Annotated in this window: 11 protein-coding genes and 1 riboswitch; of the genes, 5 read left to right on the top strand and 6 right to left on the bottom strand. The window is 63.8% G+C overall.

The features are described from left to right. Nucleotides 1-209: 209 nt before the first annotated feature. From thiQ to thiB, 3 genes are all read right to left on the bottom strand, one after another. Nucleotides 210-1,001 carry a thiamine ABC transporter ATP-binding protein gene (gene thiQ / locus NKI63_RS08565; protein ID WP_352504969.1) on the bottom strand — a complete coding sequence of 264 codons (792 nt, stop codon included), beginning with the start codon at nt 999-1,001 and terminating at the stop codon, nt 210-212. Further along, the gene (thiP, locus tag NKI63_RS08560) at nt 998-2,617 is read right to left on the bottom strand and encodes a thiamine/thiamine pyrophosphate ABC transporter permease (protein WP_352504968.1); all 1,620 of its coding nucleotides are present in this window, start codon (nt 2,615-2,617) and stop codon (nt 998-1,000) included. The genes thiQ and thiP overlap by 4 nt, the downstream gene beginning before the upstream one ends. Before the next feature lie 240 nt (nt 2,618-2,857). Then, a complete protein-coding gene (thiB, locus tag NKI63_RS08555) occupies nt 2,858-3,871 on the bottom strand; it encodes a thiamine ABC transporter substrate binding subunit (protein WP_352504967.1) in 1,014 nt (337 codons plus the stop codon). 43 nt (nt 3,872-3,914) lie between these two features. Further along, nucleotides 3,915-4,029, bottom strand: a riboswitch (TPP riboswitch). 140 nt (nt 4,030-4,169) lie between these two features. Between thiB and NKI63_RS08550 the strand changes: the two genes are divergently transcribed. The 4 genes from NKI63_RS08550 to NKI63_RS08535 all read left to right on the top strand — a co-directional run bounded on the left by NKI63_RS08550 (nt 4,170) and on the right by NKI63_RS08535 (nt 7,254). Beyond that, nucleotides 4,170-4,814: a thiamine diphosphokinase gene (locus NKI63_RS08550; protein WP_352504966.1), complete on the top strand. Its 645-nt coding sequence runs from the start codon at nt 4,170-4,172 to the stop codon at nt 4,812-4,814. Nucleotide 4,815: 1 nt separating this feature from the next. Then, nucleotides 4,816-6,636, top strand: a complete 1,821-nt coding sequence (locus NKI63_RS08545; RefSeq protein ID WP_352504965.1) for an ABC-F family ATP-binding cassette domain-containing protein — start codon at nt 4,816-4,818, stop codon at nt 6,634-6,636. A gap of 76 nt (nt 6,637-6,712) precedes the next feature. Next, complete coding sequence (locus tag NKI63_RS08540) at nt 6,713-6,955, top strand: type II toxin-antitoxin system CcdA family antitoxin (RefSeq protein WP_254816484.1); 243 nt, start codon at nt 6,713-6,715, stop codon at nt 6,953-6,955. Beyond that, complete coding sequence (locus tag NKI63_RS08535; protein ID WP_352504964.1) at nt 6,955-7,254, top strand: CcdB family protein; 300 nt, start codon at nt 6,955-6,957, stop codon at nt 7,252-7,254. The genes NKI63_RS08540 and NKI63_RS08535 overlap by 1 nt, the downstream gene beginning before the upstream one ends. A 31-nt stretch (nt 7,255-7,285) precedes the next feature. Here the strand turns inward: NKI63_RS08535 and NKI63_RS08530 are convergent, their stop codons facing one another. Together NKI63_RS08530 and NKI63_RS08525 are read right to left on the bottom strand one after the other, a co-directional pair. After that, the gene (locus NKI63_RS08530; protein ID WP_352504963.1) at nt 7,286-8,983 is read right to left on the bottom strand and encodes a hypothetical protein; all 1,698 of its coding nucleotides are present in this window, start codon (nt 8,981-8,983) and stop codon (nt 7,286-7,288) included. Nucleotides 8,984-9,056: 73 nt separating this feature from the next. After that, nucleotides 9,057-10,355, bottom strand: coding sequence for an adenylosuccinate synthase (locus NKI63_RS08525; RefSeq protein WP_352504962.1), 1,299 nt, complete (start codon nt 10,353-10,355; stop codon nt 9,057-9,059). A gap of 321 nt (nt 10,356-10,676) precedes the next feature. On the opposite strand from NKI63_RS08525, the gene NKI63_RS08520 reads away from it, so the two are divergent. Then, nucleotides 10,677-11,579, top strand: coding sequence for a DMT family transporter (locus NKI63_RS08520; protein ID WP_352504961.1), 903 nt, complete (start codon nt 10,677-10,679; stop codon nt 11,577-11,579). An 84-nt stretch (nt 11,580-11,663) separates the two neighbouring features. On the opposite strand, the gene serA is transcribed toward NKI63_RS08520, so the two are convergent. After that, nucleotides 11,664-13,262 (bottom strand): phosphoglycerate dehydrogenase, encoded by a 1,599-nt coding sequence (serA, locus tag NKI63_RS08515; protein WP_352476115.1) that lies wholly within the window; start codon nt 13,260-13,262, stop codon nt 11,664-11,666. Nucleotides 13,263-13,286: the final 24 nt, after the last annotated feature.

Genomic DNA, 13,286 nt, shown 5'->3' with positions numbered 1-13,286 from the left:
CCTGGGACGTGACCGCGAAAATCGGGCGCGATTTCCGGAAAGCATCACGCGCAAAATCAAGTTCTACGGCGTCCTTCGTGCGTCCGACAGATACGAGGCAGCAAGGGCAAATCACGGTCTAAGCCGGACCAGTTCCTGGCGGACCTAGCCACACTACCTCGACCATGGCAAGCAAGCGCCGCTTCGCCTTCCGCCGGTTTGACCATAAATTATGTCCGCTTCCGGGCAACATCTCGTGATCCAGTCGCAAACGGACCCGAGCCGATATAGCGTCGGAATGCCTCCGGTCCAGCCCCAACGAAAAAATCGGCGGCGGTGCCGGTCGCGGCAACCGTGCCACCGTCCAGGAAAACCATGTTTTGGCCGATACGGCGCGCATCGTCCGGCTGGTGCGTGACGAATAGCACCGTCATGCGCTGCTCCGAATGGACGTCGGCCACCAGGTCGAGCATGTCGTCGCGCAGTGCCGGTCCGAGCGAAGCGAACGGCTCGTCAAGCAACAGCACCGGCCGGTCGCGCACTAAAACCCGGGCGAGCGCGACGCGCTGCCGCTCGCCGCCGGAGAGTTCGCGCGGCAGTCGGCTTTCCTTGCCGGCAAGGCCGACGCGCTTCAGCGCTGCGGCGATTGCGGCGCGGTCAGCCTCGCTCAGCCTGAGCGAAGGCGAGCGGCCGAGCCCGACATTCTGCTCGAGGGACAGATGGGCAAACAGGTTGTTTTCCTGGAACACCATCGATACCGGCCGCGCTGATGGCGGCGCAGTGCTGACGTCGGCGCCGCCGATGAGCACGCGGCCTGACCGTGGCGCTTCGAAACCGGCCACCAGATTGAGCAGTGTCGACTTTCCCGAACCGCTCGGCCCCATGATGGCGGTGATTTCCGACGCCGGGAAATCGACATCGAATATAAGCGGCGTTTCACCATAGCTGAACGAGACATTATCGAGCCGCACGGCCGCGCCTTTTTCCACCGAAATGGACCGTTCCGGGCTGATCGGCATCATGATTTCTCCCTCCTTCCCATCCAGTCCGCGGTCAGCACCAGCGCCAGGCAGACAAGGCCGAGCACCAGCGCCAGCCCGGCCGCATCCTCGGTGCGGTAACTGCCCATGCGGGCCAGCAGCAGGTAGGGCAAGGTTTGCACGGAATCGCTGCCGAACAGCGCAATGACGCCAAGATCGCCGAGCGACAGCGCCATGGCGAAAGCGAAGCCGGTGGCGAGCGGCCGCCGCAGCGACGGCCAGTCGACCAGCCGCAACCGGTTCCAGCCCGAGATGCCAAGCTGTGCGCAAAGCCGTTCGTGGCGTTCGCTCGCCGCGTCATAGGCAGGGCGGATGGCGCGGATGGCGAACGGCATCGCCATCACCGCATTGACCGCAACGACCATGACAGGGGCGATCGCAAAGACATCGCTGACGGTGCGCAGGAGCAGGAACCAGCCGGCGCCGATGACGATGGGCGGCACCACCAGGACGAACCCCGCACCGGTGTCGGCCAGATGCTCGAGCACCGTCCGCCGGCCTGTCCGCCGGGTGAGCGCCAGCGCCCGGCGCGCCATGACCAGCGACAGCGACAGCGCCAGGGAGAGCAGCGCCGATAAGACGGACAGCACGGCACTGGTCGCCGTCGCTTGCCGCACCGCGCTCTCGCCGGCAAGGCGGCCGAGATCGGCGCCAAGCCCGGCCGCCAGCGTGGCCGCCATCGGCCCGGCGACAAATAGCAGTGCCAGCCCGATCACCAGCGCGTTCAGCACGGTCTCGGCCGCACCGGCTAAAAAATACCGGCGCGGCGCCACCGGCAGATTGGCGTCGCCGGTCATATTGGCGCCAAGCCGCGTCAAGGCCAGCACGACCACGAAGGTCAGGGCAATCTGCAGCAGGGTCAGCGTCACAGCCCGCGCCGGGTCGAAGTCGAAACGCAGCGCCTGGTAGATGGCAACCTCCAGCGTCGTCGCGCTGGGTCCGCCGCCGAGCGTAAGCACGATGGTGAAGGAGGTGATGCACAGCATGAAAACGAGCCCGGCAACGCCCGGCAAGGCCGCACGCAGCGGCGGCCATTCGATCAGCCGGAAGGCCGGCGCAGCACCCATGCCAAGCTGGCTCGCCAGCCGCCATTGGTCGGCCGGCACGATCTGCAACGCCTCCAGGAACAGCCGCGTCGCCAGCGGCAGGTTGAAGAAGACATGGGCGACGAGTATGCCCGACAGGCCATAGATGCCGGGCCAGCTCTGGCCGCCTAGCGCGCCCAGCGTGCCGGCAAAATAGCCGGCGCGGCCATAGAGTGCCAAGACACCGAGTGCGGCAACAATGGCCGGCAGCGCCAGTGGCACGGCGAAAAGCTGCAGGATAAAGCCTCGCCCGAAAAACTGTGGATGCCGCGACAGGGCACGCGCGACGAACAGCGCTGGCGCGACGGAGAGCAGGGTCGACAACAGAGCCTGCCAGAGCGTGAAACGGACGATACGCAAGAGATACGAATCGAAGGCGGAGACAACACCGGACGGGTCGCGCGTGGCTTCGACGACGAGCCCGGTGAATGCACCGCCGATCAGCAACGCGATGGCGGCGAGCGCGACGATGCCGGCGTTGACGCGGGAGTCAGATGATGGTGCGCGTTGCACGCTAGACTACCAGATTCGAGATTCTTAGTGAGGATTGCGTTCCTTCGCGCCCCCCTCTGTCCTGCCGGACATCTCCCCCACAAGGGGTGAGATTGGCAGTTTCAGCGCTCCGCTCATTCCAGCAACATCGGCGACTGGCGAAAGCCGCCGTGTCGTCCGATCTCCCCCCTTGTGGGGGAGATGTCCGGCAGGACAGAGGGGGGCGCCGTAGAGCGATCATCTTCGATCAATCGGCCAAAGCTACTTGCTCATCGCCGCAAGCCACTCATCGACCCAGGCCTTGCGGTGGGCCGCGACTTCCTCCGGGCTGAACAGCAAGGTTTTGGTCGGTTTGACAAGCTTGTCGAACGCCGGATTGAGCGGCTTGTCGGTCTTGCCGGCCGGGAACATCCAGTTGGTTTCGGGAATGACATCCTGGAATTTCGGTCCGGTCATGAAGGCGATGAACTTTTCCGCCAGCGGGTTCTTCGCGCCCTTGGTGGTGATCCCCGCAACTTCGATCTGCAGGTATTCGCCTTCCTCGAAGGACGCCGCCTGGTAGCGCTCGGTGTTTTCGGCGACCATGTGGTAGGCCGGCGACGTGGTATACGACAGCACCATCGGCGCCTCGCCCTTGGTGAACAGGCCGTAGGCCTCGCTCCAGCCTGGCGTCACCGTCAGCACCTTTGCCTTGAGCTTGGCCCAGGCTTCGGGCGCCTTGTCGCCATAGACCGACTTGACCCACAACAGCAGGCCAAGGCCCGGCGTCGAGGTGCGCGGGTCCTGGATGACGATCTTCTCTCCGGCATCGCCCTCGACCAATTCCCTGAGGCTCTTCGGCGGGTTCTTCAGTTTTTCGGTATCGTAGACGACGGCGAAATAGCCATAGTCGAACGGCACGAAAGTATCGTCGCGCCAGCCGCCCGGCACGCTGACATCCGATATGGCGCCATGCGGCGAAAACAGGCCGGTTGCCTTGGCGTCGGCGGTTAAATTGGTATCGAGGCCAAGCACGATATCGGCCTTGGTGGCGGCCCCTTCCAGCTTCACACGGTTGAGCAGCGCCACGCCGTCAGCGACCGAGACGAATTCGACGACGCAGCTGCACTCGGCCTCGAAGGCCTTCTTCACCGCCGGTCCCGGACCCCAATCGGCGGTGAAGCTTTCATAGGTATAGACGGTCAGTCTATCCTGTGCCGATGCCTGCCCTGGCAGGGCGAGCGCGGATGCCGCAAGCAGGACAATCGGGACAAGAGAGTGGAAAAAACTGCGCATCGGCGCCTCCTTCGTTCGCATTGAAAGGAATTGAGGCGCCGGGCTGTCCGAAGCGTCTAATCCCTCCGCCGGTACAAACCGGATCAGGTTCAGCGGGTTGGCAGTCTTGCCTCTCAGCCGGTCCGCGAAGATCGCGTCCGGCACCCCGTTAGAGCGTTTCGACACATAGGCCCGGCCGAAGTGCCGCGCAAGCGGAAGTTTGCCGGGCATCCAAAGCCCAGCCTTCCGTTTCGTCTGCCGTTTCATCTTCCGTTTCATTCTTCCGTTTCTGGGGCAGGGCTGGTAAGGGCCACGAGATATGAGCAAATTCACCATCCTGCTTGGCGGCGATCTCATCCGCACGCCGCTGCTCGACCGCCAGGTCGAAGGCTCGCGCGTCATCGCTGCCGATGCCGGCATCGGCCATGCCCGTATGCTGGGCCTGAGGCCGGAACTCTGGGTCGGCGATTTCGATTCCGTACCTGCCGAGTTGCCGGAGGATCTGGCCGCCGTGCCACGGCAGGTGTTTCCCGCCGAAAAGGACAAGACCGACGGTGAACTCGCTATCGCCGCCGCACTCGAACGCGGTGCGACCAGCCTTGTGCTCGCAGGCGCTTTCGGCGGCAAACGCACCGACCACATCTTCCTGCATCTGGCGCTGAGCGTCCGGCTGGCGGAAGGCGGGACGGACGTGCTTTTGACCAGCGGCGCACAGGAAGGCATTCCCTTGCTGCCCGGAAAGACTGGCTTCGACTATGCCGACGGCACGCTGTTTTCGGTGCTCGGCTTCTCCGATCTCGCCGGCCTGAGCGTCACCGGTGCCAAATGGCCGCTCGACCATGTCGAGGTTGCGTTCGGCTCGTCGCTGACCATTTCCAACGAGGTCAGGGGCCGGTTGGAAATCGCGCTGGCCAGCGGCCGCGCGCTGCTGCTCGCGCATCCTTTTCCCTTACCTGAAAGCTGACATGGCACCGCCGCTTCTCAATCTCGATGGGATAAAGCTGACCTTTGGCGGCACGCCGCTGCTCGACGGTGCCGCCCTGACGGCCTCAGCTGGCGACAAGATCGCCTTGGTCGGCCGAAACGGTTCGGGCAAGTCGACGCTCCTCAAGATCGCCGCCGGGCTGATCGAGCCGCAGGACGGCGAAGTCTTCCGCCAGCCTTCGGCAACCGTGCGCTACTTGCCGCAAATGCCCGACATGGAAGGTTTTGCGACCGTCCGCGCCTATGTCGAGGCGGGGCTCGGGCCCGCCGACGATCCCTATCGCGCCACCTATCTGATGGAGCATCTCGGCCTGACCGGCGAAGAACGGCCGAACGACCTCTCCGGCGGCGAGGCGAGGCGTGCGGCACTCGCCCGCGTCATGGCGCCGGAGCCCGACATTCTCCTCCTCGATGAGCCGACAAACCATCTTGACCTGTCGGTCATCGAATGGCTGGAGGAGGAGCTTGCCCGCACCTCCTCGGCACTGGTCGTCATCTCGCATGACCGCCGTTTTCTCGAGCGCGTGTCACGCGCCACAATCTGGCTCGACCGCGGGCAGACCCGCCGTCTCGACAAGGGCTTTGGCTATTTCGAGCAATGGCGCGACACGGTGCTGGAGGAGGAAGAGCGCGAGCAGCACAAGCTCGGTCGCCAGATCGTCCGCGAGGAGCACTGGCTGCGCTATGGCGTGACAGCGCGGCGCAAGCGCAACATGCGCCGGCTCGGTGAGTTGCAGACCATGCGCCAGCGCTTTCGCGGTCATCGCGGCGCCGAGGGTGCGGCGACGATGACAGCCAGCGACGCCGCCGAATCCGGCAAGCTGGTGATAGAGGCCAGGAACATCGAGAAGAGCTTTGGCGATCTGATCGTGGTCAAGGGATTTTCGACCCGCATCCAGCGCGGCGATCGCGTTGGCTTGGTCGGGCCGAACGGCGCTGGCAAGACGACGCTGTTGAAGATGCTGACCGGCGAATTGAAGCCGGACGCAGGCACGGTGCGGCTCGGCACCAATCTGGAGATCGCCACGCTCGACCAGAAGCGCGAGGCCGTCGATCCACAGGAGACACTGGCGCAGTATCTCACCGACGGTCGCGGCGAGAACCTGGTCATCAATGGCGAACAGCGCCACGTCGTCTCTTACATGAAAGACTTCCTGTTCAAGCCGGAACAGGCGCGCACGCCGGTGCGCGAGCTTTCGGGCGGCGAGCGGGCACGGCTGATTCTCGCCCGCGTTTTGGCGCGGCCGGCAAACCTGCTTGTGCTCGACGAGCCGACCAACGACCTCGATATGGAGACGCTGGAGTTGCTGCAGGAACTGGTCGCCGGCTTTGCCGGCACGGTGATCCTGGTCAGCCACGATCGCGATTTCCTCGACCGCACCGTGACCAGCATCATCGCGCCGGATGGTGATGGCCGCTGGATCGAATATGCCGGCGGCTATTCCGACATGCTGGCGCAGCGCGGCGGCACCAGGCTGGACGACCGCAAGGCGCGGCCGAAGGCAGAGACCAGCGAGGCGACGGCCGCAAGCAGGAGCGACGCGGTCGCTCCCAAGGGCCCGGCAAAGAAACTGTCGTTCAAGCAGAAATTCGCGCTGGAAACCTTGCCCAAGAAGATCGAGGCGGTGTCGGCCTCGATCTCGCGGCTGGAGAACAACATCGCCGATCCGGCCTATTACGAGCGCGACCCGGCCTCGTTCCAGAAGACGATTGCCGCGCTCGACAAGGAGCGCGTCACACTGGCAGCGCTCGAGGAGGAATGGCTGGAACTCGAGATGCTGCGCGAGGAGATGGAGGGGTAATTCGCGAGTTCAAGCGCCTTGTCATTGCGGCTAGACAGGAGTGCGCATATGTTATGCGCATGCTGCGGAGGTGATCATGCGCAAGATAGCTGTGAATGCGGTTCGTCAGCCGGCAAATCTGTCTATCGACTCAAAGCTCATGAAGGAAGCCAAGGGGCTCGATGTTAATGTCTCGCGCGCCGCTGAAGCCGGCATCGCAGAGGCAGTGGCCGCCGAAAAGACGCGGCTGTGGAAGCTTGAGAACCGCGCGACGATAGATGCGTGGAACGAATATGTCGAAAAACACGGTATTCCGCTGGCAGAACATCGGCAATTCTGATGGCGCGCTACGACGTCTTCGCGAGTAGCATCGAAGGCGGCTATCTCCTCGACGTCCAGGCCGATCTGCTCGACCATTTCAAGACCCGGGTGGTCGTCCCGCTGCTGCCGGTTGCGATGGCACCATCACCAATGCGAAGGCTCCATCCCATTTTCGAGATCAATGGTCGGAAATTGGTCATGGCCACCCATTTGATCGCCACGGTTGCGGCGACGGAACTGGGCGAGAGCCGACTGAATCTGACCAGGCATCACGAAGACATCGTGAGCGCGCTCGACATGCTGTTCCAAGGCTTCTGAGCCAAGGAGGCGTTGGGCTGGTGAGCCGGCCTCACCCCGCCGTCTTTGTCTGCCAGGCCTTCAGCGCCTCGTCGAATACCTTCTCGCCGGGAATTCCCTTTTCCATGGTGAGCAGCGCCCGCCGCCCGGTCTTGTAGACGACCGGCACGTCAATCCAGTCCTGACCTCTGAGCAAGGTCAGATTGGCGTCTTCATCCGCCTTGGTGTCGTTGAGCGCAACCAGGAAGAAGCCATCGGCGATCTTGGCCGGGATGCCGATCAGCGGGCTGCCGGCATCCTGCTCGGAGCCCTTCATGGCGACACGCAAGATGTTGTCGACACCGCCGCCCTCGAAGCCATTAGGCGTCAGGAAGATCATCTCGATGATGTGGCTGGCCGGCAGCGTCTGGTCGGTGTTGCGACGGATCGTCATGCGCAACTGGATATCCTTGCCTGGAATGGTCGCCTCGGCACGGATCGCCGGCTCGGGCGGCAGGTCGCCGCCGGGCGATTCCTGCACCAGCGACCAGACGATGTTGCCGGGCTCGGCCGAGCCTTGAGCGGTGCTGGTGCGCTCCTCGTAGAAGATCGCCTTCTGGCCGACGGCCAACGCGGCTTGCGGCGGAACTACCGTCGGTGCCGCTGCCGTCGCGGGCGGTGGGGCGGCCGTTGCAGGGGCTGGCGGAGTAGCTGCAGCATCGGGCGGCGTTGCGGGCGTTGGCGCAGCGGACCCATCGACTGGTGGAGCATTGGCCGTGGCTTGCGTGTCGGCGGGTGCGGCCGGTGCCGGCGCGGCGGGTGCCGGGGTGGTCGGCGCTTGAGCGGCCGACGGCGGCGTGGTCAGTGCGGCGACGGATTCGCCTTCGCCGATGCCCGCCTGCCCGGCCGCGGGGCCGGGATCGACTTCGTGGCCCTCGGGCGTAAGGCGCTGCGTAAACTTCGCGCCCTCGCCGGCCTCCGTCGGAGGCGCGGCGGCCGGTACGGCCGCATCGGCCACCGGCTTGGCCGGGGCTGGTTTTACCAGCGGTTCGGTGGCGACGGCTTTGGTCTCGTCGAGGCCGAGCATGCTGCCGAACGCATCCTTGTTCAGCCAGATGCCATAACCGCCACCGGCAATGACCAGCAGGGCAATGGCGGCGGCGATCACGCCGCCATAGCTGCGCCTGCGCTCGGCAGGATGGAGTCGCTGGAACCTGTCCTCCGCGGGGCCGCCGTCGTTGGAAAAGTCGTCGCCCCGAAAAACGCTGTCTTGGTCATCGGCCGTCGGAAGATCCATATCGGACGGCGGCGGACCAGCGCGCTCTTGAGGAAGAGCGACGGGCTGCGGCTTTTGCCAGTTCGGCACCGCCTTGGCGGGCGTGGACTGCCATGCCGGCCCAGTCTGGGCCGGCCCGGTCTTTGCTGGCCCGGTCGTTGCTGGCTCCGTCTTTGCTGGCTCGGTCTTTGCCGGCTGCCGGACATGGCTGGGCTGGTTCTTGTTGCGGTCGATGGAGGAGAAGATGTCCTCCAGTTCCGCCAGCGGATCGGATGCCGGTGCCGGTTTAGCATATTCTCGCTCAACGCTTGCGATGGCGTCTTCGAGTGCGCGCTTCTGCCTGGCGACATCCGACGGCGCAAACGGCGGATCGCGTTCGGCAATTTTCTTCGCGATCGTCGAACGCGCCATGTCATAAACTTTGGCGCGCACTTCCGCCGACGGCTTATCAAGCTTGTCTAGCGTCTTTTTCAGGGCACCAACAAAATCTACCATGCTTCAGTCGACCTGCATTTGTTTCTGGGCCGGCCCCCGCAAATCAGCCGCAATGCCCGGAAAGGCTGAGAAACTAGTCTTGAAACGGATCGGTCACAAGTATCGTGTCGTCCCGTTCAGGGCTGGTGGAAAGGAGTGCGACCGGCGCGCCGATCAGCTCTTCGATGTGGCGGACGTACTTCACCGCCTGCGCCGGCAGATCGTTCCAGCTGCGCGCGCCGGCGGTGGTACCTTTCCACCCCTCCAACGTTTCGTAGACCGGTTCGACGCGGGCCTGCGCACCCTGGCTGGCCGGCAGGTAATCGATCGCCTCGCCGTCGAGTCGGTAGCCGGTACAGACCTTGATCTCGTCCAGCCCATCGAGCACATCGAGCTTGGTCAGCGCAATGCCCTTGATGCCGTTGACGGCGACAGCCTGGCGGACCAGCACGGCATCGAACCAGCCGCAGCGCCGCTTGCGGCCGGTGACGACGCCGAATTCATGGCCACGCGTGCCCAGGAACTCGCCGATCTCGTTCTTCTGCTCGGTCGGAAACGGGCCTTCGCCGACGCGCGTGGTATAGGCTTTGGTGATGCCGAGCACATAGCCGATGGCGCCAGGGCCGACACCGGAGCCCGCGGCGGCCTGACCGGCAACCGTATTGGACGAGGTGACGAACGGATAGGTACCATGATCGATGTCGAGCAACGTGCCTTGCGCGCCCTCGAACAGGATGCGCTCGCCGGCGCGGCGCTTGTCGTCGAGGATTTTCCAGACGCGGTCCATATAGGGCAGGATCTCGTCAGCGACGGAAATCAGCTCGCTCATGATCGCCTCATGCGTGACTTCGGCATGGCCAAGCCCGCGCCGCAGCGCATTGTGGTGCGTCAGCAGCCTGTAGACCTTCAAGGGTAGCGTTTCCAAATCCGCCAAATCCATCACCCTGACCGCGCGCCGGCCCACCTTGTCTTCGTAGGCGGGACCGATACCGCGGCGGGTCGTGCCGATCTTCGTTCCGGAATTGGACGCGGCGTCCTCGCGGAATCCGTCCAGCTCCCGGTGCAAGGACAGGATAAGCGCGGTGTTTTCGGCTATTTTCAGGCGGTCCGGCGTCACCTCGACGCCCTGCGCCTTCAATTTCGCAACCTCCGCGACGAAAGCGTGCGGATCGAAGACGACGCCATTGCCGATGATGGACAGCTTGCCTTGCCGCACCACGCCGGACGGCAGCAGCGACAGCTTGTAGACCTTGCCGTCGACGACCAGCGTGTGGCCGGCATTGTGGCCGCCTTGGAAGCGCACGACAACGTCGGCGCGCTCCGACAGCCAGTCTACGATCTTGCCTTTGCCCTCATCGCCCCATTGCGAGCCGACGACCACCACATTGGCCATATTTCTTTTCCCTTGAGACGCCGCACGAGCAGCTTGAAAACAGTTCGAAACGACAGGCCTCTATCGCATCGGCCCCCAAAATCGGAATCGATTTTCGGAAAAGCACGACGCGAGGATTAGAGCCTTCCGACGCGTACTTGTAGCGTCCAATTGCACGCACGTCGCTCTATAGCGTCAAGACCCGGCGAGCGCGACCACTCTTTGCCGCCCAAAACGCCCCGAGGCACAACAATTTTCGCCTTTGACATCATTTACTTGGGTTGGCGGTCGCAATAGGCCCACACCGACGTCGAATTCCCTCTGCCTGGCCGGAATGTCACGATGCATCGAGCCGCCTACCTTTTCCTGCTGTTCACCACCTTGCTGTGGGGCGGCAACTCCGTGGCCGGCAAGCTGGCGGTCGACCACATTTCGCCGATGACGCTGGTCTTCCTGCGCTGGACTCTGGCCGTTCTGATCCTGCTGCCGATCGGCTGGCGAACGCTGCATCAGGACTGGCCAGTGGTGCGTCGGCACTGGTTGCTGCTTGGCGGGCTCGGCGCTTGCGGCTTCGCCTTTTTCAATGCGATCTTCTACACGGCGCTCAACTACACGACGGCAATCAACGTCTCGATCGAGCAGGCGGCGATACCGATCGTGATCATCATCGCCAATTTCGTGCTGTTTCGCCTGCGGGTGAACCGGGTGCAGATCGCTGGCGTCGTGCTGACCATCATCGGCGTCGCGGTGACGGCGAGCCATGGCGACCTGCGCCAGCTTCTCAAGCTGGATCTCAACTTCGGCGACGCGATCATGCTGGTCGCCGTGCTTTGCTACTCCTTCTATTCGGTGGGGTTGCGGCTGAAGCCGGTCATCCGCTGGCAGAGCCTGATGCTGGCGCTGTCGGTTGCCGCACTCATCACATCGCTGCCTTTCTTCCTGTGGGAGATTGCCGCCGGCAAGGTCATCGTCCCCGACGCCCGCGGCTGGGCTGTCGCGTTCTATACTGCCATCGGTGCTTCGGTCATCTCGCAGATCTTCTATATCAGAGGCAACGAGCTGATCGGCGCCAACCGGGCCGGCCTGTTCATCAATCTGGTGCCGATCTTCGGTACGCTGCTGTCGGTGCTGATTGTCGGTGAGACATTCCAGCTTTATCAGGCGCTGGCTCTCGCGCTGGTGCTGGGCGGCATCAGCCTCGCCGAATACAGCGGACGGAAGATGGCGGTATCCGCTGCTCAATGAAGTCGCTTGCCGCGACGGTTCACTGCGGTCCGTCAACGACCATGGAAGCGCCCCGCGTGCTGCTGCACACGGGGTGATCGAATTTCAGGCCGCGCCGACGTCGAAATGCAGCCGCTTGGCCGAGTCGATCGATTTGTGCGAGCGCACCTGCGCCAACACGTCTTCCGGGAACGGCGCATCGAGATAGAGCAACGCAATGGCATCGCCGCCCGGCCGGTTGCGGCCGAGCTGGAAATTGGCGATGTTGACGCCGTTCTCGCCGCACACCGTGCCGAGCAGGCCGATGATGCCGGGCGCGTCGGCATTGGTCGTGTAGAGCATGTGCTGACCGACCTCGGCGTCGAGATTGATGCCCTTGATCTGGATGAAGCGCGGCTTGCCGTCCGAAAAACAGGTGCCGGCGATCGAGCGCGTCCTGTGCTCGGTCTTGACCGTTAGCTTGATATAGCCGTCGAACACGCCCGACTTGTCGCGCTTGACCTCGGCGACGATGATGCCGCGCTCCTTCACCATGATCGGCGCCGACACCATGTTGACGTCGGCGACCTGCGGCCGGATCAGCCCGGCAAGAGTAGCGCTGATCAGCGCCCGCGTATTCATCGTCGCGGTCGAGCCGTCGAACAGGATCTCGACCTCCTTGATCGGATCCTCGGTGACCTGTCCGACAAAGGCGCCGAGCACTTCGGCGAGCTTGACGAAAGGTTTCAGCCGCGGCGCTTCCTCGGCGGTGATCGACGGCATGTTGATGGCATTGGAAACGGCGCCCTTGATCAGATAGTCCGACATCTGCTCGGCGACCTGTAGCGCGACGTTCTCCTGCGCCTCCATCGTCGAGGCACCGAGATGCGGCGTCGCCACCACATTCTCCATGCCGAACAGCGCGTTGTTCTCCGCCGGTTCGACCTCGAACACGTCGATGCCGGCGCCGGCCACCTTGCCGCTCTTCAAGGCCGCGATCAGGTCGGCCTCGACGATCAGCCCGCCACGCGCGCAGTTGATGATACGCACGCCGGTCTTCATCTTTGCGATCGCCGCGGCGTCGATGATGTTGCGCGTCTTGTCGGTAAGCGGTGTGTGCAGCGTGATGAAGTCGGCACGGGCGAACAGCTCGTCGAGCTCGACCTTTTCGACACCGAGTTCCTCGGCGCGGCTGTCCGACAGGAACGGATCGAAGGCGACGACGTGCATCTTCAGGCCGACGCCGCGCGTAGCGACGATCGAGCCGATATTGCCGCAACCGATGATGCCGAGCGTCTTGCCGGTGATCTCGACGCCCATGAAGCGGTTCTTTTCCCATTTGCCGGCATGGGTCGAGGCGTTGGCCTCCGGTATCTGGCGGGCCAGTGCGAAGATCATGGCGACGGCATGCTCGGCGGTGGTGATCGAATTGCCGAAAGGCGTGTTCATCACGATGATACCCTTGCGGCTCGCCGCCGGGATGTCGACATTGTCGACGCCGATGCCGGCGCGGCCCACGACCTTCAGCCTGGTCGCGGCGTTGATCAGCTTCTCCGTGACCTTTGTCGCCGAGCGGATGGCCAGCCCATCATACTGGCCGATCACTTCGAGCAGTTTTTCCTTGTCCTTGCCGAGATCCGGCAAATAGTCGACCTCGATGCCGCGATCCCTGAAGATCTGCACGGCGGTGGTGGAAAGTTTGTCTGAGACGAGAACGCGGGGCATTGGCTTGGTCCTTTGCGATTGGCG

This window comes from Mesorhizobium sp. M0410 (genome assembly GCF_040321435.1).
Classification (GTDB): domain Bacteria; phylum Pseudomonadota; class Alphaproteobacteria; order Rhizobiales; family Rhizobiaceae; genus Mesorhizobium.
This window is presented reverse-complemented; position numbering and strand designations above follow the sequence as displayed.